At 45.5% G+C, this 23097-nt stretch carries 23 protein-coding genes; 3 read left to right on the plus strand and 20 right to left on the minus strand.

Annotation, left to right across the window (positions count from 1 at the left end):
• Positions 1–40: 40 nt before the first annotated feature.
• The 4 genes from KUA49_RS04590 to KUA49_RS04605 all read right to left on the minus strand — a co-directional run bounded on the left by KUA49_RS04590 (position 41) and on the right by KUA49_RS04605 (position 1468).
• The gene (locus tag KUA49_RS04590) at positions 41–364 is read right to left on the minus strand and encodes a hypothetical protein (protein ID WP_218412377.1); all 324 of its coding nucleotides are present in this window, start codon (positions 362–364) and stop codon (positions 41–43) included.
• 97 nt (positions 365–461) lie between these two features.
• Complete coding sequence (locus tag KUA49_RS04595) at positions 462–770, minus strand: hypothetical protein (protein ID WP_218412376.1); 309 nt, start codon at positions 768–770, stop codon at positions 462–464.
• Positions 771–858: 88 nt separating this feature from the next.
• The gene (locus KUA49_RS04600) at positions 859–1260 is read right to left on the minus strand and encodes a DUF5053 domain-containing protein (RefSeq protein WP_203050705.1); all 402 of its coding nucleotides are present in this window, start codon (positions 1258–1260) and stop codon (positions 859–861) included.
• Positions 1261–1300: 40 nt separating this feature from the next.
• Positions 1301–1468 carry a hypothetical protein gene (locus KUA49_RS04605; RefSeq protein ID WP_203050707.1) on the minus strand — a complete coding sequence of 56 codons (168 nt, stop codon included), beginning with the start codon at positions 1466–1468 and terminating at the stop codon, positions 1301–1303.
• 381 nt (positions 1469–1849) lie between these two features.
• Here KUA49_RS04605 and KUA49_RS04610 point away from each other — a divergent pair, with 381 nt between their 5' ends.
• Both KUA49_RS04610 and KUA49_RS04615 read left to right on the plus strand, forming a co-directional pair.
• The gene (locus tag KUA49_RS04610; RefSeq protein WP_153098155.1) at positions 1850–2071 is read left to right on the plus strand and encodes a dephospho-CoA kinase; all 222 of its coding nucleotides are present in this window, start codon (positions 1850–1852) and stop codon (positions 2069–2071) included.
• Between the two features lie 248 nt (positions 2072–2319).
• Positions 2320–2598: a hypothetical protein gene (locus tag KUA49_RS04615; RefSeq protein WP_218412375.1), complete on the plus strand. Its 279-nt coding sequence runs from the start codon at positions 2320–2322 to the stop codon at positions 2596–2598.
• On the opposite strand, the gene KUA49_RS04620 is transcribed toward KUA49_RS04615, so the two are convergent.
• The 12 genes from KUA49_RS04620 to KUA49_RS04675 form a co-directional block, all read right to left on the minus strand.
• Positions 2576–3076, minus strand: a complete 501-nt coding sequence (locus tag KUA49_RS04620) for a hypothetical protein (RefSeq protein WP_218412374.1) — start codon at positions 3074–3076, stop codon at positions 2576–2578. The two genes, KUA49_RS04615 and KUA49_RS04620, sit on opposite strands and share 23 nt — an antisense overlap.
• Positions 3077–3338: 262 nt before the next feature.
• The gene (imm40, locus tag KUA49_RS04625; protein WP_203040154.1) at positions 3339–3686 is read right to left on the minus strand and encodes an Imm40 family immunity protein; all 348 of its coding nucleotides are present in this window, start codon (positions 3684–3686) and stop codon (positions 3339–3341) included.
• 1 nt (position 3687) lies between these two features.
• Positions 3688–4050 (minus strand): hypothetical protein, encoded by a 363-nt coding sequence (locus tag KUA49_RS04630; protein ID WP_256624806.1) that lies wholly within the window; start codon positions 4048–4050, stop codon positions 3688–3690.
• 245 nt (positions 4051–4295) lie between these two features.
• Positions 4296–4766 (minus strand): hypothetical protein, encoded by a 471-nt coding sequence (locus KUA49_RS04635; protein WP_153127799.1) that lies wholly within the window; start codon positions 4764–4766, stop codon positions 4296–4298.
• A gap of 518 nt (positions 4767–5284) precedes the next feature.
• Entirely contained in the window at positions 5285–5497 is a 213-nt protein-coding gene (locus KUA49_RS04640) for an integrase core domain-containing protein (RefSeq protein ID WP_228119428.1), read from the minus strand.
• Positions 5498–6093: 596 nt separating this feature from the next.
• A complete protein-coding gene (locus KUA49_RS04645) occupies positions 6094–7176 on the minus strand; it encodes a PDDEXK nuclease domain-containing protein (RefSeq protein WP_218412373.1) in 1083 nt (360 codons plus the stop codon).
• A gap of 98 nt (positions 7177–7274) precedes the next feature.
• Positions 7275–8117, minus strand: a complete 843-nt coding sequence (locus KUA49_RS04650) for a S1 RNA-binding domain-containing protein (RefSeq protein ID WP_218412372.1) — start codon at positions 8115–8117, stop codon at positions 7275–7277.
• Positions 8118–8148: 31 nt separating this feature from the next.
• Complete coding sequence (locus KUA49_RS04655; RefSeq protein WP_218412371.1) at positions 8149–8898, minus strand: ABC transporter ATP-binding protein; 750 nt, start codon at positions 8896–8898, stop codon at positions 8149–8151.
• A gap of 174 nt (positions 8899–9072) precedes the next feature.
• On the minus strand, positions 9073–10464 hold the full coding sequence (locus KUA49_RS04660) for a glycoside hydrolase family 28 protein (protein WP_218412370.1): 1392 nt from the start codon (positions 10462–10464) through the stop codon (positions 9073–9075).
• A gap of 22 nt (positions 10465–10486) precedes the next feature.
• A complete protein-coding gene (locus KUA49_RS04665) occupies positions 10487–11614 on the minus strand; it encodes a glycoside hydrolase family 88 protein (RefSeq protein ID WP_218412369.1) in 1128 nt (375 codons plus the stop codon).
• 29 nt (positions 11615–11643) lie between these two features.
• Positions 11644–14223 (minus strand): glycosyl hydrolase, encoded by a 2580-nt coding sequence (locus tag KUA49_RS04670; RefSeq protein WP_412178598.1) that lies wholly within the window; start codon positions 14221–14223, stop codon positions 11644–11646.
• 276 nt (positions 14224–14499) lie between these two features.
• Complete coding sequence (locus tag KUA49_RS04675; RefSeq protein ID WP_218412368.1) at positions 14500–17532, minus strand: sugar-binding domain-containing protein; 3033 nt, start codon at positions 17530–17532, stop codon at positions 14500–14502.
• A gap of 290 nt (positions 17533–17822) precedes the next feature.
• Between KUA49_RS04675 and rhaD the strand changes: the two genes are divergently transcribed.
• Entirely contained in the window at positions 17823–18632 is an 810-nt protein-coding gene (rhaD, locus tag KUA49_RS04680) for a rhamnulose-1-phosphate aldolase (RefSeq protein WP_218412367.1), read from the plus strand.
• A 109-nt stretch (positions 18633–18741) separates the two neighbouring features.
• Here rhaD and rhaM read toward each other — a convergent pair whose 3' ends face one another.
• The 4 genes from rhaM to rhaB all read right to left on the minus strand — a co-directional run bounded on the left by rhaM (position 18742) and on the right by rhaB (position 22997).
• Positions 18742–19059, minus strand: a complete 318-nt coding sequence (gene rhaM / locus KUA49_RS04685; RefSeq protein ID WP_022110650.1) for an L-rhamnose mutarotase — start codon at positions 19057–19059, stop codon at positions 18742–18744.
• A gap of 13 nt (positions 19060–19072) precedes the next feature.
• Positions 19073–20104 carry an L-rhamnose/proton symporter RhaT gene (locus tag KUA49_RS04690; RefSeq protein WP_203040168.1) on the minus strand — a complete coding sequence of 344 codons (1032 nt, stop codon included), beginning with the start codon at positions 20102–20104 and terminating at the stop codon, positions 19073–19075.
• A gap of 97 nt (positions 20105–20201) precedes the next feature.
• Positions 20202–21455: an L-rhamnose isomerase gene (locus tag KUA49_RS04695; protein ID WP_218412366.1), complete on the minus strand. Its 1254-nt coding sequence runs from the start codon at positions 21453–21455 to the stop codon at positions 20202–20204.
• Between the two features lie 42 nt (positions 21456–21497).
• The gene (gene rhaB, locus KUA49_RS04700; RefSeq protein ID WP_218412365.1) at positions 21498–22997 is read right to left on the minus strand and encodes a rhamnulokinase; all 1500 of its coding nucleotides are present in this window, start codon (positions 22995–22997) and stop codon (positions 21498–21500) included.
• Positions 22998–23097: the final 100 nt, after the last annotated feature.

The raw sequence follows: 23097 nt of genomic DNA on the forward strand, positions 1-23097 counted from the left end.
GAAATTGCCCTTTCAGGCAGTTTCAACCATACAGATCGAATTATTTAACAGGTACAAAACGACTAACCTCGCCCAACTTGTTTTGCATAACGAGCGTATCCTTGCGAAATGAGATGTGTTGTACGATAGTGTTCCCCCAATAGTCTAGGGACATACTATCGCCTGCAAACTTATAAGATATCGCCACAATAGGATCTTCATCAATATAATACAAACTATCCTTGTCGATTTGGAATACAGCAATCTTATCATCACTTGCTGCCCAAGTCCCAAACAATCGGGACTGAAGACTATGCTGAGGCGAAGATGCCATGCAAGACAGCATAATAAAAACTACTATTGAAATAATATATATATTTTTCATATTTGAATATCTTATGTAATATATAACTTAATTGTTGAATATAGTATAATTGTGTAGTCTCTTTTTAAAATGAGACTATAAATTTTTGATTCTATAATTAGTACTGCCTGATTTCTATATGAAACGCAGGATCATGAGAATTAAATGGATCTAATAATTTTGTCACTCTCCTAGATAGCGCACTGTGAAATGCTGATTGTTTATCAATAGGAACTCTCTGAAAAGAAATATCAATAACATTCATTCTTTTTAATGTTTCAGGTGTTCCACAATGATGGGACACATTATATGGTCCTAGTTCATATATTTTATCTATCATCTTCTGTTTATCTGGATAGCATTTCTGAACTTCCGTTCCCGCTGGTGCATATCTAATATGCTTTCCCTGACGCTCATTATTAAACATTGCAGTAGCCTGAGACTCATATTCTTTTTGTTTAGAAGATGTCCCCGGCACGGAATCATGTCGGGGACGGTTGTGTGAATAGATAACCCTATGCTAACTGCAAAGAGCTAATGCGTTGTCCAATCTCCTTGACGGCACGATTGAAAATATCTTTCTGCTCGGAATTGAGTGTGTAAATATGACCACGAACCTCTGAGCCATTGAGGCGCTGAGAGAGCCATGCTGCGCTTTTACCGAAGTATTCCTGTGCGATGTATCGAAGTGGCAGCAACTTGTAATCTTCCTCTGCGAGCTGCTCACGCAAAGTCAGGACTTCACTCTGAAGCTGCTCCATCTTTTGGCTGATGAAAGCCTTCGCCTCTTCTCTATCACTATCATCAGCATTCAATTTGATGTAGTTTAAAATCTCTATTTTTCGAGCTTCGCTCTTTTCGTCTTCCTTGCCTGCAAGAGAAGCGTATTCCTTAAGTAAATCCGTGTTATTATTCATATCTATCATTTTTTATCCCCTTCCGAAGGAGGGGAGATTTTTAATTCTTTTTTCTTTTCTTAATCAGAACTGAAAGCTGGTCTAAAACGCTGTCTGTAAACTTCCAATATGTTTCATCATCAATGTGATAAGCCTCTCTCAGCCTGATGTAATCACTTAGCAGCTTCTTCTTAATTCTAATCTGCTTTTCTAGCTCTTCTTCATTCATCTATTGAGTTTCAAATTGTTAAACATCTAGTTATCTATTCACGATGCAAAGATACATAAAAGTCTTTTAATAACCAAATTAAACATAAACTTTCTTTTATGTTTGACTCGTTTTTAACATTTGGGCACAAAAAAGCCATCGACGTTTGATATATTTATATTTAATAATATTTATCTCTAATATCTCTAATGAGTTTATCAGTTTTTTGCTTGATAAACGTGAAAATGGACCATACGCAGAATAAGTATCATTGTCTTTCAGTATTATCTGATGCTGAAAGGCTTTTTTGTGTCTTAAAATGAAGAAAGTTGTTCTTTTCTTTGGCATTTCCAATTCTTTTCATTAATTTTGTGGCGTTAATTTAAAAGAAAGGATTTTGATATGGCAGCAACTGTTTTTAATCAAGCACAGCTTGAACTTTTAGATATGATGCAATGGGTAAAAAGCCCGGAAGCATTGGCAGAATTGAAGCAAGTTATCTCTGATTTCTTTGCCAAGAAGGGACAGGAAGAATTAGATGCAATGTGGGAGCGTGGGGAAATGACAGAAGAAAAGCTGAAGAGCTTTGAGACATTGCACGAAAGAACTCCTTATCGCCGATAGTTATACATAGTAACAGAAGATCATCATTATGATGTCTTGAAAGAAATCCCGTTTCCTAAGGTAGATGTGATTAAGTTAAGGGAGTTTATGTTGGAACTTCAAACTATCTCAGAATAAATCCAGCCTTTCAGCATTTCTGATTCTGAAAGGCTTTTTTGTATCTTAAAATGAAGAAAGTCACTCTTTTCTTTGGCATTTCCAATTCTTTTTGTTACTTTTGTGGCGTTAATTTAAAAGAAAGGAACAAGATGGAAACGATTAATATTCAGTTTCAAGTACCTTCTACAGGTCAATATACGCTTGACGAATTTGTCGCTAAGCTCAAAGACTATGCTGAAAAATTAGCTGCTTCTATCTCCAAATCAGGAAATAGTTACCAGGAAAGATATATGAGCCAGGCAGAGCAGGAAGCCTATGTGGCAGAAAGCCTCAACCGTGCTCTTGATGAAATGGAAGCTCATAAGAAGAATGGGACTAAGCCGATGAGTTTTGCTGATTTTATGGCTAAACTTGATGAGGAGAATTAGTCATGGAAGTTGAAATATGAATTAAAATACATACAAGAACCGCCCCCACTATCATGTCAGCAATCGCAAACATCAAGCATTGATAACGCCATTTTTTTATATTGATGTCACGTATGCTTTCGAAGTACTCAAAATAGCAATGGTCATATTTTGATATGGACATAATATAAAGCGACAAACAAAATAATATCAATACAATATAGCAGACCGTTATTTTGTGCCCTAGAAAGAGGCTAACTAAAACCATAAACAACAAGGCTATAGGTGCAGAAAGAACACCAATTATAGCGATTGAATGATTGTTTGCCACCCATAGCGAATCACGTCTTAATCGTTTTTTATCATTATGCCCTAGTATGTTTTTACCAAATGTTATCTTTGCGTCTATTGCCAAATCCCATTGGGAAAGCATATCGCTTATAACATAATTTAGAATATTGTAATAATATACAAATGTTCCCAGATAATTTCTTTTCATATTCACTCTCAGTCCCGTTACCAACTGATCAGTCAATGGCTTACGCTGCTTCTTAATCGAAATATATAGAACAATCTGTATGGTTGAAATTGCCCTTTCAGGCTGTTCCAACCATACAAATCGAAAAATAGAATCAGAGAGCCGTCCTTCAAATTCTCCTCCGTAACAACCACCAGCTCTACAAAGAAGAACAGGACTTTTGAGACGAATCAATTAATCCGCCAAAACCAACACTGTTTATTCAGCCAGTATTCGGTTACACTTATTGATCTTCTAGGACAAATGAAAATAAAGGCATATCACAAAAATGACTTTTAAAACCTCTTATGTAAGATTCGGATTTATTGCAACTATTTTGCACGTAATCGTAATATGACTCATTTGGAGTTCTATCATAATACCAATTATCATCCGAGTAGTCTATAGCAGAATTATTCATACTATATACATCACCACCCAAAATCGGAATCGCTAAAAGTTTGCATAATTGCACTATTTTAAGTGCTTCTTGGTATGGAAAAGCATAGCCTTCAATACCTAAATTCTTCAAGGAATAATATTCTGTAATATTATTACCTCGAATAATTGAAATTATATCATTCTGTTTCATTTTAAGGGTCTAAATAATCTATGATTAATATATCCGTTTGGCTCTTTGATAAATTCAAATACACCATTTTTTCGCGAGCCTTGCGCTCGGCGATGAGACGGGGATTGTTCTCCTGGGCATACTTGCTGCTACGGTACTTCACATATTGAGACATGGCTTCCTCGTAGAGCTTTGGGTTATTGCACATCACGCTTTGGCCATCCTCAATCATAGTGGTAAGCATGGCTGCCAGTCGGTTACGTTCATCCTTGTCAAAGCCGGGAAGTTCTCCAAGACAAAGGACACTACGATGCTTAGTCTTGCCATTTTTGTCGATGTAAGACTTCGTGAGACGGTAGTAATTAATACCCCTGCCTTGTCTCATCTCATTTCGGACAAGTAGCGCAAACATGAATCAGATAGTGTGGATGGTGGTATAATGGTTTACAGAGCAGAACTATATCCACAGGTTGATCTTATGATAGCCGTCAGCATTAATAAATTACGCTTATATCAAATTGTTTTCGTTTCAATTCTTTTAGCCAAGATTTTTACGACCAAAATTATTTTTCAAAAATTTTCAGGGTGTTTTTGTTAGCATAAAAATCGACCCCAAATTTTTATGTGGGCTCATATATGAATTAAAACACATACAAGAACCGCCCCCACTATCATGTCAGCAATCGCAAACATCAAGCATTGATAACGCCATTTTTTTATATTGATGTCACGTATGCTTTCGAAGTACTCAAAATAGCAATGGTCATATTTTGATATGGACATAATATAAAGCGACAAACAAAATAATATCAATACAATATAGCAGGCCGTTATTTTGTGCCCTAGAAAGAGGCTAACTAAAACCATAAACAACAAGGCTATAGGTGCAGAAAGAACACCAATTATAGCGATTGAATGATTGTTTGCCACCCATAGCGAATCACGTCTTAATCGTTTTTTATCATTATGCCCTAGTATGTTTTTACCAAATGTTATCTTTGCGTCTATTGCCAAATCCCATTGGGAAAGCATATCGCTTATAACATAATTTAGAATATTGTAATAATATACAAATGTTCCCAGATAATTTCTTTTCTTCATATTTTAATTATTATTTATAGTACTGCCGTTTATTAGACAGCGTTTAATATTAATTTAAGAATATAATTCAGAACAAGGAGAAAGAGGTATAAGCCTCTCTGTCTTGCTCTGGCTTGCTGTTAGCAAGACTTTTTGTTTTGGTCACAGCAAAGTTAAGCAATTATTATTTCACTTCCAAATGTTGGCAGAGAGTGTATTGCTCAGTCTCCAGCCGACGATGAAACGGCTGTAAACGTCTATTATAGCATAGAGGTACATAAAGCCTTCTTTCATGGGGATTTATGAGATATCCGTACTCTGACTTTTCCTGATTTCAGTAGACACTTTTTTACTTTATAAACTAGAAAGGTAGACACTATCAATTTCATAAAACTGAAATAGTAGACACTCCTTATTTTTTGTTCCTAATTTGATAGACACAATAAAAAGAATCGTACTATATTTGTAGTCACTACTCTTCCACTGGACTTACCGAACCCGGACTTGCTCTTTTGGTCCTGCAAAGATACACAATCTTTTTAAGAATCCTTCTTTTTCGAAGTATAAATTTTCTTTTTCCACATCTTTTGTTGGATTCCTTGCTCCAAATGTACTTTTGACGGAGTTTTATAGCCTATACTCATGTGTGGTCTGCGGTTATTATAGAATTGTATATAACGACCGATGGTATCCCTAGCACATTCCACACGTTCGGCAATGGCATTGTCTGTTGGCTTATAGTCTTCCGTCATGCTAATACTGATATCATATTCCTGTAACTTCTGAACATTATCTGATGCTGAAAGGTTTTTTGTGTCTTAAAGCGAAGAAAGTCGTTCTTTTTTGGGCATTTCCAATTCTTTTCGTTAATTTTGTGGCGTTAATTTAAAAGAAAGGATTTTGATATGGCAGCAACTGTTTTTAATCAAGCACAGCTTGAACTTTTAGATATGATGCAATGGGTAAAAAGCCCGGAAGCATTGGCAGAACTCTGATTTCTTAGCCAAGAAGGGACAGGAAGAATTAGATGCAATGTGGGAGCGTGGGGAAATGACAGAAGAAAAGCTGAAGAGCTTTGAGACATTGCACAAAAGAACTCCTTATCGCCGATAGTTATGAATATTGTTTTGGACACCAATTGCCTTGTTATTGCAATTTCAAGGCAAAGCGAATACCATCAAGTATGGCAAGATTTTCTTGCTGGTAAATTGATTATCAAGGATCATACGATGGCTGCCCTTGGTTTGGGCGGTAAACCGTATAAGAAAATAAAGGTGACGCATCTTATTTGATGCGCCACCTTTTGTTTGACTAGCACGTATGTTGTCTAATATCGGACAGCAATAGATTAAGAAAGTGTTGCTTCAATGTCTTCAATTGTAGGCAACTGGCTCTGTATGTTTTCAGGCATGAGCTTAGATAACTGATATTCGGAGATGCCTATTGGCTGATTGGTTGATTCAAGAGCATATTGAGCCATCACATTGTTCTTGGTTTTGCAGATAAGCAAACCTATCGTAGGGTTGTCAGTAGGCTTCTTTTTTATATGGTTTACTGCACTCACATATACGCCCAACTGTCCCAGATGTTCTGCTTTGAATTTAGTAATCTTCAGCTCAACGACCACATAGCAGCGCAGTTCCAAGTGATAGAAAAGCAAATCGGGATATACCGTATCTTCTCCTACTTGTAGTGGAACTTGACTCCCGACAAAAGCAAAGCCGGTACCCAATTCAAGCAAGAAACGTGTGACATTTTGGGTAAGTCCATGTTCCAACTCTCGCTCTCTGTATTCACCATCAAGCGTGAGGAAGTCGAAATTATAGGGGTCTTTCAATGTTTGAGCAGCCAATTCGCTTTGAGGATTAGCCAACAGTCTTGTGAAATTATTCACAGCCTTTCCCTGTCGCTCATACAGATTGGTATCAAGAAAATTGAGAAGAATTGCACGGCTCCAGCCATTTTCTACAGTCTTTTTCAAGTAGAACACGGCACGATTAACGTCCTTGCATTGCGATATGATATACAGATGATGCCCCCAAGGAACGGAGAAGAAAGCCTCCTCGCTTATTTGGACAACAGGTTGTTGCCCATCATCTTTGCTTAATTTGGCAACAGGTTGTTGCCAAATTGTAATTCGCTGATTATAAAACTCATACCATTGGCGAATATACCTTAGATTACGATAGGAAAACCCTTTCATATCAGGAAACTCCGCCATAAGTTCACGGCTCAATTCTTTGAGCCAGCCATCGCCCCAAGATGCAGATTTCTGCTTTTCGCAGATGTCAGCACCCATACGCCAATAAAGGCGAAGCAATTCTGTGTTCACCTTTATTGCCGCCTTTATTTGTGCGCTGCGTATATCTTTCTTCAACAGCGAGACCCAGCTTTTGAACTCGCTATTGCTTGCCAATGTCATATTTGCCATATTCTATACCTTTTCAAATCTGCCACAACACTATGGCTTTAAACAGGATCACCTATATTGCATCCACACGCTTTTACAGGTGACCCATTAAAACAGCCTTATTCTACCAGTCGGATGCTCATAGGGCTTACGGTGATGAGGCGCTTCTTGTAGAGGTCGCCTATGGCACGCTTGTAAACCTTCTTGCTCACGTGGAAACGCTCGTAGATGTCGTCGGCCTCGCTCTTGTCGCCAAGGTTGCACTCGCCGTCGTTGTCCAGAAGATACTGGTAGAGGGTTTCGGCGAAATCGGCTGTCTGCTGGATGCCGGTCTTCTGCAGGGTGACGTCTATCTTTCCATCAGGACGAACTCTTCCGATGTAGCCCTTCATCTTGTCACCCGTGTGGATGTACTGGAAGATCTGGTCCTGATAGAGCAGACCCGGATACTGGTTGTCGATGATAACCTTGAAGCCGAGGTCGGTTTTCTGCCAGATGAGGAGATCCACCTCATCGCCATGCTTGTAGTGAGGATGGTCTTCGTTGAGATAACGCTCTATCTTGGCAGAGGCAACGATGCGGTAGCTCTCCTCGTCGATGTGGATATGCACGATGTAGGAGTTGCCGAGCACCATGCGCTTCTTCTGCTCGCGGAACGGGCAGAAGATGTCCTTCATCAGTCCCCAGCCCAGGAAGGCTCCGTATTCGTTGACCCATTTCACTTCGAGATAGGCGAAGTCGCCGACTTTAGCCAATGGGGTTTCGGTGGTAGCGATGAGGCGCTCTTCCTGGTCGAGATAGATGAAGACATCCAGCTCGTCTCCGATGCCAGCGTCTTCTGGAACGTAGCGGGATGGAAGGAGGATTTCTCCCTCGTCACCACCATCGAGATACAGACCGAAATCTACTTTCTTTACGATGCGAAGGCGATTGTAATCGCCGAGTTTTATCTTTTTTGCCATATCATATTATTTTCGAGAATATAAAATGCTTTTAGATGCAATCTGCGGATGATTCTGGTTCTTCTGCAGCAGACTCTTCCTTGTTATCAGCAGTTTCTTCCTTGTTATCAGCAGCTCCTGCCTCCACCGTTTTCTCTATCATTCCATCCTTGAGATGGATGGTGCGGTCGGTGATGGACGCAAGACCCTCATCGTGGGTAACGATGACGAAAGTCTGACCGAACTTGTCTCTCAGGTCGAAGAAGAGCTGGTGAAGCTCTGCCTTGTTCTTGGTGTCGAGACTTCCTGATGGCTCATCGGCAAGGATGACGGCAGGGTTGTTGACCAGGGCTCTTGCCACGGCTACACGCTGCTTCTCACCACCGGATAACTCGGCAGGCTTGTGGTTGGCTCTGTCGCTCAAACCCATGAATTCCAGTAACTCCTCGGCACGCTCCTTGGCTTCCTTTCTGCCCTTTCCGGCGATGAAGGCAGGAATCATGATGTTCTCCAGGGCGGTGAACTCAGGGAGAAGCTGATGGAACTGGAAGACGAAACCGAGATGCTGGTTGCGGAAATCGCTCAGCTTCTTGGTGCTGAGGCTGCGCACATCCACACCATCCACCTCAATGCTGCCACTATCTGGCTTGTCGAGGGTACCGATAATCTGGAGAAGTGTGGTCTTGCCGGCACCACTAGGTCCGACGATGCTTACCACCTCGCCCTTGTCAATATGCAGGTCGATGCCCTTAAGCACCTGCAGGGAGCCGAAGCTCTTGGTTATACCTTTTATATCAATCATTTTCTTATTCAAAGTTATTTTGCAGGCAAAATTAAGCAAAATATTTGAAAATGCCTAATTTTAAGAGATAAAAAGAAATAAGTAGAGATATAAAAAAACAAAACGAGCCTTATTCTTGCAAATAAAGCTCGTTTCAGTACTCAATTCTGTATTACTTTCTATAAAATGTATGTGTTATTTCAACCCGTCGGCATCGCCTGTGGTCTTCAATCCGTTGCTCTTGCTGCGAGGGGTGATATTCACTTTCTTTGCCATGGTGTTCTCGATGAGGCTGGCATCGAATGCCATTTTCTTGTCGGTGCAGGTGATGTCTTCGAAGGTGAAATCCACCAGACGATACTTGTCGCTCTTGGCTACATCGAAGAAGTTGTCGCAATCCATCTGGATGTTCTTCATCGTGATGTTGTTGCACTGGCTCAACGGCATGTCCTTGCGGTCGCCCGGCTTGAAGAACTGGGTCCATGGGCGGATGACGAGGAAACTGCCTGTGATGCCCTGGATGTTATCCACCGTTACGTACTCGTAATGCTGAGGCGTATCAGGGCGCATCTTCAGCCAGAGCACGCGCTGTGCCTTATCCACCTTGATGTTGCGGAGCACAATGTTGCGGTCTTTCACACTTTCGCTGCCAAGAGTCAGACAGCCATGCACGGTTCCGTAATGGCAATTCTGGATGAGCACATTATATACCGGACCATTCTCCAGTGCCTGGTCTGCCCAGGTTCCCTTACCGCCCTTGATGGCGATGGCATCATCGTTTACGCTCATGTAGCAGCCATCCACCAGCACATCGTGACAGACATCAATGTCGATGGCGTCGCTGCTTGGTGCCCGCATGCCACTGGTAGGGGCGAAGATGGTGCAGCCCAGGAAGCGGACGTGGTCGCAACGGTAGATGTGGTTGGTCCAGAACGGACTGTTCTGAATATGCACATCCTGCAAGGTTACGTTGCTGGAGTTGCTGATATAAACGAGACGAGGACGCTGTGCATCCTTGTTGGTACACTGTCGGTTCCAGGTGCGACGAATCCAGAACTCCTCCCAGTAGTGATAACCGTTTCCGTCGATGGTACCCGGACCGGCGATGGTGAAGCCATCACATTTGTCGGCATTGATGAATGCCGAGAAGTATTTGCAGGTTTCGCCCTCGATGCGGGTTTCTACCACAGGGAAGTTGGCGATGCGGTCGCTTCCTTTCAGTTTTCCGCCTTCTGAAACATAGAGATGAGTCTTTGGCTTGAAGAAGAGGGCACCGCTCTGATAGGTTCCGGCAGGTACCACGATAACGCCACCGCCATCCTGGGCAGCACGGTCGATGACAGCCTGGATAGCCTTGGTCTGAATCAGGGTGCTATCCGCCTTTACACCATAGTCGGTGAGAACGTATTTCTTGCCCAGGGTATCCACGTTCACCTTCTGGGCGTTGCTGAACCAGGCATCCATCTTTGTGCCATCAGGCCAAAGCTCGGTTTGTGCCTTCTTTGCTTTCTTCTGTTTCTTAGCGGCGTTGGCGCTTAGTGGCGAAAACGCCACCAGGCAAGCCATCAGCCAGATATATTTCTTCATGATTTGTTTCTTTCTTACCTTTTTACTTTTTTACCTTTACAAGCTTGTAATACTCTGCAGCACCAAGTAGGAGGCAGCCTGTGCCGTAGTCCTCGAAGTCTGGGACTGATGTGAAGGTGACAGGCTGACCGGCTGCAGGATCCTTTCCTGTGCCCTGATTGTAGCCGATGAAGCCATCCTCGTGAACCGATGCGGCAAGCGCCTTCCATGCCTTGTCCATCGCCTTCTGATAGGTGGCTCTAGGAAGAATGCCCTGCTGAACACCCCATGCCATACCATAGAGAAAGAGACCAGTACCCGTCATTTCAGGACCGCCATAGTTGGCTGGACAAACGAGGCTCACGTTCCAGTAGCCATCTTCACGCTGGCATTTCAGGATAGCCTTACTCATCAAGATAAAGTCTTTTTTCAGATACTGATAGTATTTATCTTTCTTTGGCAAAGTCTCCATCACGCGGACCAGGGCAGCATATACCCAACCGTTGCCACGGCTCCAGTAGCAGTTGCTGCCATCCTTCTCCTTGTAAGGCGGCACGTAGTCCTTGTCTCTCCACCAGAGACCTTCTTTCTTGTTGAAGAGGCCATTAGCCAGAGTATCACGGCTCCATTTATAGGAATTCATCGCATAATCCAGATACTTGCGCTCACCGGTAATCTTGGCATACTTGGCGTAGACTGGCATCGCCATCTGGATAGCGTCAATCCAAGTCCAGTAGTTCACACGCTTGGTGCTCATCTGGTGGTCCAGGTTCTCCTTCACCTTGCTCAAATCCTTCTTGCCGCCGGTCTGAACGTAGCGGTCCATGTAGGTTTGCTGGCAGCACTGGTTGTCGGCATCGGTATCGTTCACGCTGCCACGGGCTGTCCACTTGTGGTAATCTGCCCATTTGTCGGTGTAGTCGAGATAGCGCTGCTGAGGGTCAATCTCGTAAAGCGCCATCAATCCCTCGTAATACACGGCACGGGTCCAGAGGTTGCTGGTGCGGATTTTCTTTACGAATGTGTCGAGAGTAGGGTCGCTATACTTCGCCATGAAGTAGTTGTTGGTGCGATGGGCTACCTCCAGAATTTCATTTTGCAATGCGTTCTGGGCTGATACAGAGGTCAGACCCAGGAGCATGAAGAGCGATGAAAAGATCAGTTTCTTCATTTGTCTTGTTATTAATGTTTGTTTATTATTTATTTGATTTCCACGAGTTTCACGGTGCTGTTCAGACCGCTTGGCACAGGAGTCCATTTCTCGTAGGTGGTCTTCTTGTAGTTGATGTCCACCACGTTGATTTCCTTCATCTTGCGCCACTTTACGCCTTGACGGTCCATTTCTGCGATGCGGTTGGCTGGCAGGTTGGTTACCTCGATGCGGAGGGTATTCTTGCCCTTTACCAGCTTGTCCTGGCAGTTGAGGATGTAAGGCACAGCCCAGGCACAACCCACGTACTCGCCGTTGATATAGACACGAGCACTCTCGCGAACATCACCCAGGTCGATGGCCCACTGCTTCTTGGCATCGTCCTTCGACAGCTTGATGGTGGTTTCATAAACACCAGTTCCCATCATCACCTTCGTCTTGTCGCTGAGACCTTCCCAAGACTTTACGCCCTTCAGGTTGAAGGTTTCGTCTACCTTTGGAGCATCCTCGATGAACGACAGTTTCCAGGAATTTGCGGTCAGGTCGATGGTCTTGCTATCCGTAGCAGCGATGGCTTCCTTGCCGCCCACCTTCACGTTAGAACCGAGCTTCCATTCATTCACTGGTTTGTTTGATGTGATGAGGATGCGGCTCTCGCCACTCTTCAGGTTCAGCTGGATGCCCTTGTCACCGATGGCAGCCTCGTGGTATTCGCCCGTCATAGGGTTGTACCAGATGCCATGCTTCTCGTTCACGGCCAATGCCACGCTAGAGGCGATGTCCTTGCTGGTGAGGTTGGCGATGAAGTAATGATGACCGATGCTGTTGGCACGTCGAATCATCTTCAAGCCCAGGTTCTTTCTCATCAGTTCCGGTTTTGCCGCCTGTTCCATTGCCTTGATATTATCGCCCTTGATAATCTTGGCGCCTTGTGATTTCAATTCTGATATGTGCTCAATCACATCGCTTGGCATGATGTTGTTGCCAGGAATGATGATACCCTTGTATCGGGTTCCGGCAGCCGTTTCAATCATACCGTTCTTAAAGGTACACGTGCGAAGGTACTTGTCGCTGATGTAATCGCAGTCGAATCCTGCCTTGTCGATGTCGAGAATCACCTTGATAAACTCCGGTGCCTTCTTCGCCATACTGTGGATATCGAATTGCATCAGCCAGTTTTTGGTATCCTTGCGCCACATATCTCTTACTGGCAGATAAACCAGGAAATCATTGTCTGGCTGTCCCCACTGCAGATAGGTTTGGCAGTTGGTGATGTATTTCATCAGTTCCGGAGCGTCGCGCCAGATGCTGTTGGTAGGACTCATATCTACCGAAGCATAGAACTTCCAGCCTGGCCATGGATCGTTCTTAGGCGAATAGGCGGTGCCATGGAAGAACATGTGGTTTACTCCGGCGCAGAACATCAGGTCCATATCCGGTTTCATCTGGCTCAGGGAAGTGCTGAAGTGCTCGGTGAGCCAGGTGAAGGTTTCGCTGGATGTATATTTCTTTCCGGTGATGTGCGCAGCCGATGGAGCATATTTCAGCATGCTGAGGTCGCTGAAGTTAGGACGGGTCTTGCCCGGATCCTTGCGCAGCCCCTTGATGCCGAAGTCGGTCAGTCCGAAGCCTTCAATTTCCGGAATGTCAACGGCTGCATAGCAGTCGATGAGGTTGGCTGGTGAACCGTGTGCCTGGTTGCGGGTGATGGCACCACGCTTGTTTGCCCATTTGGTCCACTGTTCGGTGAAGTTATGGAGCAGCATGTCGCCCAGGGTTTCACGGTAATCGCTTACCACCCCAGCATCGCCATCAAGGAACTCTGGGAACTTATCCTGCAGCTTGTATCCGTGATATTTCTCGAATTCTGTCAGGAGGTTAGGCGTCCAGTTGGCGCCATACACCTCGTAGCTGTCATTGAAGAAGGTATGCGGATATGGAGCCTTCGATGCTACGAAGGCGCTGTCGATGTGGTGCAGGTAATTCGCCACGGCAGTAGAGTCGAAGTGGTCGATAACGTATCCTTCTCCGCCCGGAGCCGCACGCTTCACCTTCTGTCGTGTGCGGCTTTCATAGAGAGCGATGACGCGTTTCTTGTATTTTTCACCCTCCACAGGGAATGCCTTGATGACCTTCAGTTTGGCGAAGGCACGTTCTTTCTGTGGCACGTTGAATTCTATCTCCATCAGTTTCTGCTTCACATCCACGATGGTATCTACGAACACCGCCTTGCATGCCGCCTCGCTGATAGGCACCCAAGGACCTCCGAAAGGCCAGCCTGTTCCGGTGGCCATATCCGTCTCGATGCCCACCTGCTTGTTTTCCTTCTCCACGAACTTGAGCATGTCCATCCATTTAGGCGAGAGATAAGGGATATCGTTCTTGTCGTTGCCCTGCACACCATAGAGTGGTGTGATTTCCACGGCACCGATGCCCGCCTTGGCGTATTCGTCAAGGTTCCACTTCAGGTTTTCCTTATCTACGGCAGATCCCATCCACCACCATCTTACGCCTGGTTTGGCTTCCTGCGTAGGGGTAGGGAGGAACTGAGCCTGGCAGTTGAGTGACGACATCAATGCCATGGCAAAGGATAATCCTATGAATTTATATTTTTGTTTCTTGTTCATCATATTGATGGCTTTTAAGTTTATCTTATTGATTATTAACTTCAATGTTTATTACTTCGTAACTTCAATGTTTGTTACTTCGGTTGCAAAGATAATGAAAAATACTCAATTATATCTGTCTTATGGTCCTTAAAAATGTAAAATAGTACAAATTGCTAGGTATTTTGCCAAAAAGTCAAGGAATTGCACACAAAAGAAAGCTAGTTGCCCAACAAAGGCAACTAGCTTTCTTTTTTAATAAACTCTCCTGCTATTTATTCTTTTTATTCTTCTTATTCTTCAGAAAAACAATCTCTTCTTATTCTTCAGAAAATCAATCTCTACGATTCTCAATACCGGTTTGCCCTTCTTGATTCCTATGAAATCGAGGGTGCTTGCCTTGCCGCCCGCCAGCTCCTTGGTGTCGCTGAGCTGGGTCTTGCTCTTGGCATCGCCTATCATCCTGATGGTGATGTCCTTTGCCTTCACTGGTTTGTCGATATTGATGTGAACATAGCCGAGGCAGGCATAGGTATAACCCTCCCAGACCTTCTTCTTGCCGGCAAAGATGGCGAGCGGATACATCTTGTCTCTCCATCCCGTGAGCTTTACGGTGATTTCATCCACCATCTCTTTCTTGGCAAACTGATAGGTAATCCATGCATTCTCAGGTTTGCCATCGCTCTTCCATTCTGTGGTCTCATCGTCATCGAAAGATTTCTGGGCATTTTCCTGGTTTACGCCAGCCACGGCACCGGTGATGTCGATGGTCTCCTTGATATCGGTATAGGATGGGGTAGATGGAGTCTCACCACGGGAGAGATCTCCCTTTAGAGTCATCTGAGGCAAATAGTGTTCGATATCTACCTTGTTTGTCTTTAAATCGATGCTTGCCACGCCCTTGATGCCATCAGCACCAGCGCAAATCTTGATATCGCCAGGATTTACGGTACTGCGTATAAGAACTCTGTTCACGCCGCATTCTACAGGTAAATCAATCATTCCGATATAATTGTCAAAGGTGTTGTCGCTATCTGTAGAGTCCAAATCCTCGTTAGGAGTTGCCAATCCGCCAATCCATTCCATTTCGCCCTGATAGTTGAAGTGGATGGTGCGGTTATCGAGTGGACAGCGTCTGCCCTGCTTATCAACCACCTCTACCTGGATGAGCGCCATGTCGGCACCGTCAGCCTTGAAACCTTCCGGGTTCTGGATGCTGGTGAGCTTGATGTGATGAGGCTTGCCCGCAGTTTCGATGGCATATCGGCTTGACTCTTTCCTGATTTTTGAATCTTTAGAATTCTTATCTGCATGATTGTATGTATAGGCCACAGCCTCAATCTTGCCTGCCTCGAAAGGTACATTCTTCCAGGTGAAAAGCCACTGGTTGCTGCGCTCGCCCATGCCCAGACTCTTGCCGTTGACGAAGAGTTCTACCTCGTCGCCGGTACTTACCACATATTCTGTCTGCTTGATGGTTCCTGGTTTGTAGTTCCAGTGCCCTACGATATAGGTGGCATCTTTTTCAGGAGATACCCAGCCATTCCACATTACCTGATGAGCAAAGAAGGCATCCTTCGGGATGCGCATCGCATCGGTCACACCGCTCGAACGGTAGTTTGCCTCACCACGATGATGGGTGTTGGTATCCGAGAAGATGATCTTGGTACCGCCATCGCTTACTCGTTTGCCAGTGCCCGGACGCTCCTGCCAGTATTCGAACCAGCGCTCTACCATGCTTGCTGCAAAGGTATCCATGTTGTGATTGTATTCGAAGGCTGGCTTGCCACGATACAATGGTCCGTCGCCTTCCTTATGGTAAGGATAGCTCTGCTCATCCCAGTATTTACGCAAACCCTCGTCGCGATGATACTCCATCGACCACATCGGGTGCTTCTTGCTCTTGTTGATGTAAAGCATCTCGCCGCCATATTCAGCCTCGTTGATGTTGAGCATCTCTCGGCTGCCGCTGGCTCTGCCACCGTGAGGGTCGAACTCATCGCGGATGGCTTTCATCTGTAGCATGTGCTTGCGGCTCACGCCCTTGTTTCCGCTTTCATAGAAGATGATGCTAGGGTTGTTGCGGTTGTAAATGATGGCTTCCTTCATCAGTTCCAGGCGCTGTTCCCATCTGCGGTCGAAGACATCCTTCTCTGCATCACCTGCTGGCATCGCCTGAATCAGTCCCACACGGTCGCAGCTCTCGATATCCTGTTTCCAAGGGCAGACGTGCATCCAGCGAACCAGGTTGCCGCCCGATTCTACCATCAGTCTGTTACTGTAGTCGCTCAACCAGGCAGGAACGCTCATACCCACGCCAGGCCACTCGTTGGAGGTGCGCTGCGCATAGCCGTGCATCATGATGGCACGGTCGTTGAGGTAGAACTTGCCTTCACCGAACTGGGTCTTGCGGAAACCGGTCTTGGTGATGACATCGTCTATCTTGCTGCCGTCATCCGCCTTTAGAAGAGTCTTCACGGTGTAGAGATATCCATATCCCCAGCTCCAGAAGTGGGCGTTGTTCAGGAGTCCGCTCACCTTTACAGTCTTGGTTTCGCCTGGTTTCAAGGTATATCTTTCGCCCTCAAAATGGCCTACTTCCTTGCCGTCAGCGTCCAGAATCTTGGCGAAGAAACGGAAAGAGCGAGACTTGGAATCCTCATTCCTTACCTGCGATTCTGCATTTACCGTTACCTTCTTTCCCGCAATATCATAGTTGCTGCCATAGATATAGATACCTGTGGTCTTAAGATTATTGTAGAGCGGAAGAGTCTGGTAGAGTTTGTCGGTGATGTGGAGGAACACATTCTTTGGAATACCGCCATAGTTGGCATTGAAGTTCTTGTCGTTCCACTGGAAACGCTGACCGCTGGTACGCTCACGATAGTTCCAGGAGTTATCCACACGTACGGCTATGACATTTTCACCTTTTATAATATAAGGTGTCAGGTCGAATCCGCTTGCCATCACACCATTCTCGGTATATCCCACTTTCTTGCCATTGAGCCAGATGTCGGCACCGAAGCGCACGCCCTCAAACTCGATGAAATACTTGCGGTCGCCCACTTCCTGGATATGGAAGTGCTTGCGATACCACGTGATGGTGTCGCTGAGGTGTTCGATAGAAACCTTGAACGCTTCTTTCTCGTTGAAGGCACGAGGCAGCGTAATCTGTTTCCAACCGGCATCCTTGTAGTTTGCCTGTTCTGCTCCCGGGAAGTCGCCCACCTTGAGCAACCATCCTCCATTGAAATTGAGTTTTGTCCTTTCTACTGCATACATCTGGCATAGCGAGATGAAAGCGAGTAGAAGCAGAAATAGTCTTTTTCTCATTCTACTGATGTTTTGATTGTTTTGTTGCGTTATTTATTATTGCGATGTTATTGTGATGCAAAATTACGAAAAATATCCGATGTTTTTTTGTTTTTCCATTCAAAATTTTGTGTTTTTGTCCGCCATTTGTTTTTAGGGGATGATGGAAGATAGAAAGCCTCTTCTGTAATCAGTAAATGATGCAAAGATGCCAAATGTCATAGCAGAAATATCAAAAGAATAGGGTGAATATGGGGGAAAATGATTACTTTTGCAGCAGAAATTTTAAACAAGCTAATAACAAGATTATTATGAATAGTGTTTTAGAAGGTCGTCCTGCCTTGAAAAAGGAGGTCGAGAAGATTGCTGAAGTTGCTGGATACCTCTGGCAGAATGGTTGGGCTGAGCGTAATGGTGGTAACATCACCGTGAACATCACCGACTTGGTAGATGACGAAATCAAGGCTTTGCCTGCCATCAGCGAAGTGAATCAGATCGGTACAGCTTTACCTGCTTTGAAGGGCTGCTACTTCTTCTGCAAGGGTACAGGCAAGCGCATGCGCGACTTGGCTCGCTGGCCTATGGAGAATGGTTCTATCATCCGCATCCTCGACGATTGCGCCAGCTATGTCATCATCGCAGATAACGCCGTGATGCCAACATCTGAGTTGCCTAGCCACTTGAGCGTTCATGCCCGTCTCATCGAGAAGGGTTCTAACTACAAGGCTACCGTTCATACTCATCCTATCGAGCTCATCGCCATGAGTCACAATAAGAAGTTCATGGGCAAGGACGTGTTGAGCAACCTGCTCTGGAGCATGATTCCTGAAACCAAGGCGTTCTGTCCACTCGGTCTGGGCATCGTTCCTTATCAGTTGCCTGGCAGCTTGAAGCTTGCTGAGGAAACCTTGAAGGAATTGGAGGATTATGATGTAGTAATGTGGGAGAAGCACGGCGTCTTTGCCAAGGGCTTGGACGTGATGGATGCCTTCGACCAGATTGACGTGCTCTCTAAGAGTGCCAAAATCTACATCGATTCTAAGTGCATGGGATTCGAGCCTGATGGTATGAGCCAGGAAGAGATGGCTGAGATGACCAAGGCTTTCAATTTGCCAAGATAATATAAGAGGAAACTTTAAAATAGAAAATCCCCAGGCGTTGGAAAATGCCTGGGGATTTTTAGTAACTTATATTATTAATATGTAAAAATGATAGATTTCTACTTCTATCTTAGTCCATGTGGAAGAGTTCTTCCAATGGGATGCTGACTGGCGAATTATCCGGATTCACCTCCATGATGTCTGCCATCATATCCCACCATTTCTGGGTGATAGGATCCACATTGGTGGTGTCCTGACTGTTGGTATCGCTATCGCATTTCTGAACGGCAAAGAGTAGGTTGGTGTCCTTGTCCCAGAAGATGCTGTAGTCGCTCACACCCTGATCCTTGATCATCTGTTTCAACTCTGGCCAAATCGCAGCGTGGCGCTTGGCATATTCCTTTTCGCATCCCTTCTTGAGATACATTTTAAATGCAAATCTTTTCATTTTATTTAATGTGTTAAATCAACTGTGGCAAGAAGCTTGAGATAATCAAGACGATGATGCCGACGATTAATACGGTGATGGTCTTCTTGGAGCAGCCCTTCCATTCCTTCAGAATGATGCCCCATACATTAGAGAACACTACGTTCAGTGCCATCAGAATACAGAACGACAGGGTCATGAGGGTAGGAGACTCGGTGAGGAAACCTTTTCCCAATGACAAACCGAAGAACTGACTGTACCACAAGGCACCGGCAAGGGCACAAAACAGAAGGTTGTTGCCCCATACCTCCTTTTTTTGGTAATCGCCCCAAGTATGGTTCTTGGTGTTCTGATAGAAACAGTAGATGGCGTTGGTGATGAAACCGCCCAGGGTAACCAGGAAGGTGGCTGGCAAGGTTTTGTACATATCAGGAGTGAAACTGCCGAAATGGATGTCGTCGCCGAAGGCAAGACCCACATTGAAGCATCCGCTCATGAAACCAGCCAGCAAGGCGATGGCAAGACCCTTAGGGAAGTTGAAGTCCTTCACTGCCGCCTTCTTCTCTTCTTCTGAGAGCGAAGCCGCCTTCATGCTACCTGCCACACCGATGATGGCAATACCGAGAAGAGTGACTACCACACCGAGAATTACGCTGAAGGTGAGTGATGAGAGGGCGTCCATCTCTGGGAAGAAGATGTTGAGCAATACTGGACCCATGATGGTGCCGAGACCTGCACAGGTTCCCAGGGCGATGCTCTGACCCAAAGCTACTCCCAAATAGCGCATGGAAAGACCGAAAGTCAGTCCGCCTACGCCCCAGAGCACACCAAAGAGCATGGTCATCGCTACATTGAAGCCATAACCGTCGAATAATTCAAAGAAGGAATGTCCGCTTGGTACAGCAAGCATAGCGCCGAAAAAAGGCAAAATAAGCCATGCGAACACACCCTGAACTATCCAGTAGGATTCCCAACTCCAATCTTTAATCTTGTTGATTGGGACGTAGCAGCTGGACTGGCAGAATGCGCCGATGGCTATGATTAAAAGTCCTATTAATATCTCCATTGTATTGTTTATTGCTTGGTTTTTAGGTTAAAACAGACTGAAAAATCCTAGGCTTCGCTGAGCCTAGGACTTTTAGCCTGCTTTAATAACTTATATCTTAGTTTCTCTTAGCGAGAACCTCTGCTTCATACTTCTCGATGTCAGCGATGTACTCCTCGCCAACTGGGATGTTGTTCTTCAAGTTGAAGTAATCATATACAGCACCGAATGGCAATGTCTTCTCTTCCTCGAGGAGAGCCAGACGCTGGAAGAGCTTGCCCTCGTCCTCATACTTGCGGAGTGTATCAAGTGGCTCAAGGAATGCCTGCAACAATGACTTCTGGGCTGCACGTACACCGATGATGTAAGCACCGATGCGGTTGATAGAACCGTCGAAGTAGTCGAGACCGATGTGAGCACGGTCGAGTGCGTTGGCACGAACCAATTCTGAGAAGAGGTTGCGGGTGTTGTCGTCGAAGAGTGTTACGTGGTCTGAATCCCAGTGCATTGGGCGAGATACGTGGAGCATCAACTCTGGAACGAAGAGCAGGAGTGCTGAAACAGCATCTGATACGTTCTCTGTTGGCTCATAGTGACCTGTATCGAGGGTGTACATCACGTTGTTCTTAGCGCAGTAGCCAGCGTAGAAGTCGTGAGAACCTACGGTGTAAGCCTCCAAGCCGATACCGAAGAGCTTAGCCTCCAGGCAAGACCTCATGTTTGGCAACTCCTCTGCCAGAATCTCATCAAGAGAGTTCTTCAAGATCTCGCGGTAGCGACCCTTTTCAACGGTGATATCCTTAGAACCATCGTGTACCCAGATGTTCATGATACATGGGTCGTTCTGGAACTTACCCATAGCGTCTGCAATGCGGCGGCAACGCTTGGTGTGCTCAATCCAGAACTCGCGAATAGCTGGGTCGGGATTTGACAATGAGAGACTGCCACTCTTAGGGTGAGAGAAAGATGTAGAATTGAAGTCGAGCTTCATGTTCTGCTCCTTAGCCCACTGCATCCAGCCTGTAAACTGGTCAACAGAAACCTCGTTACGGTCAATCTGCTTGCCACCGAACTCACCGTAAATCTCATGAAGGTTGAGACGGAAAGTACCAGCCAGGAGAGAGTTCACCTTCTCGATGTCCTGACGGAGCTCGTCGATGTTGCGAGCCTTGCCAGGATAGTTACCTGTGCTCTGGATACCACCAGAAGCAGCCTCGCCGCGCTCGAAGCCAACCACGTCGTCAGCCTGCCAGCAGTGCAATGAGATAGGAGTCTTCTCCAAAGTCTCAATAGCCTTGTCTGTATCCACACCCAGAGCAGCATAGCGCTCCTTTGCAATCTCGTAATTCTTTAAAATCAAATCTGCTTTCATTGTTTTTATGTATTTTGTTTGTTATTGTTTATTTTTACTTTTTTACCCTTTTACCTTTAAAAACTTCTCGTAAGCCGCATCCCATGCCTCCTTGTCTTGTGGCTCGAATTTCTTCAGCTCAAGCGAGTTGGCGATGATCTGTCGCATCTCCCAGATGTCCTTCACGTCGCCGGATGCCTTTGCCTGGAGCATGATGTTGCCGATGGCGGTGCCTTCCTGAGGACCTGCCAATACGGTTACGCCACAGCTGTTGGCAGTAAACTGGTTGAGATATTGGTTGAGCGAACCTCCACCGATGATATGGAGCACGTTGAGCTCGATGTCGGCGAAATCCTTGAGCCATGTGAATACCTGGCGATAGCGGAGTGCAAGACTCTCGAAGATGCAGCGGCAGAATTCGCCATAGCTCTGAGGCACATGCTGTCCTGTCTTCTCGCAATACTGCTTGATGGCCTCTACCATGCTCGATGGGTTGGCGAAGCAGGTATCGTCTGGATTGATGATGCTCTGGAAGGCTGGCTGCTTCATGGCCTCGGCAATCAGGGCACCGTGTGCTAGAGTTGCCATGTCTTTGTTCTTGGCTGCAGCCTCGTCTTTCCATTCCTTGCGGCAACGCTCGTAAATCCACATGCCGCAGATGTTCTTCAGGAATCGGGTAGTGCCCTCGATGCCGCCCTCGTTGGTGAAGTTGAGCTCGTAGCTCTTCTCGTTGATGATGGCGTTCTTGGTCTCGATGCCCATCAGACTCCAGGTTCCTGAACTCAAATAGGCAAACTCCTCGTTCTTGGCAGGAACGGCTGCTACGGCGCTGGCTGTATCATGACCTGCTACGGCGATGACCGGAACGGCATTCAAGCCAGTCATCTTCTGCACCTCTTCGGTCAGTGTGCCGATGATGGTAGCAGGGTTGGTCATCTCGCCAAACTGTTCTCTCTTCAATCCGAGACTTTCCACGAGATCGTTGTCCAGGTCGCCCGTCATCGGGTTGAGAATCTGTGATGTTGAAGCCACGGTATATTCGCAGATAGCCTTGCCGGTGAGCATGTAGCTCAGGGCATCAGGGATGAAGAGAATCTTGTCGGCATTCTCCAGAGCTACGTTGCCTGCTTTGCGCATGGCATACATCTGGAACAATGAGTTGAAGTTCATAAACTGGATGCCAGTCTTTTCATAAACCTTCTCCTTGCTCATCTTCTCGTCGAAGTATTTCTCCATCATGCCGAACGTATGAGGGTCGCGGTATGCCATCGGGTTTCGGAGGATGGCACCATCCTTGCCCACATATACGAAGTCGCATCCCCAGGTATCGATACCGATGCTCTGGATGGCGATGCCACGCTGAGCCACGAGCTTCAAGCCCTTGATGATTTCGAAGTAGAGGGCATAGATGTCCCAATAGAAGTGACCGCCTGTTTCGATGAGGTTGTTATCGAAGCGAGTCAGTTCCTCCAAGTCGAATTTTCCATCCGATAAACTTCCTACGATAGTTCTTCCGCTGGTAGCACCTAAATCTACGGCGAAAAAGTATTTCTTTTGTTCCATTATCTTTTTAAGTTATGTCTTTAAGCCTTATTGTTTATTGATTTCGGTTGCAAAGATAGGGCAAAAAAGAGATAAGGAACACGAGAAATTGATTTTAAAG

Source organism: Segatella copri (assembly GCF_019249655.2).
GTDB lineage: Bacteria > Bacteroidota > Bacteroidia > Bacteroidales > Bacteroidaceae > Prevotella.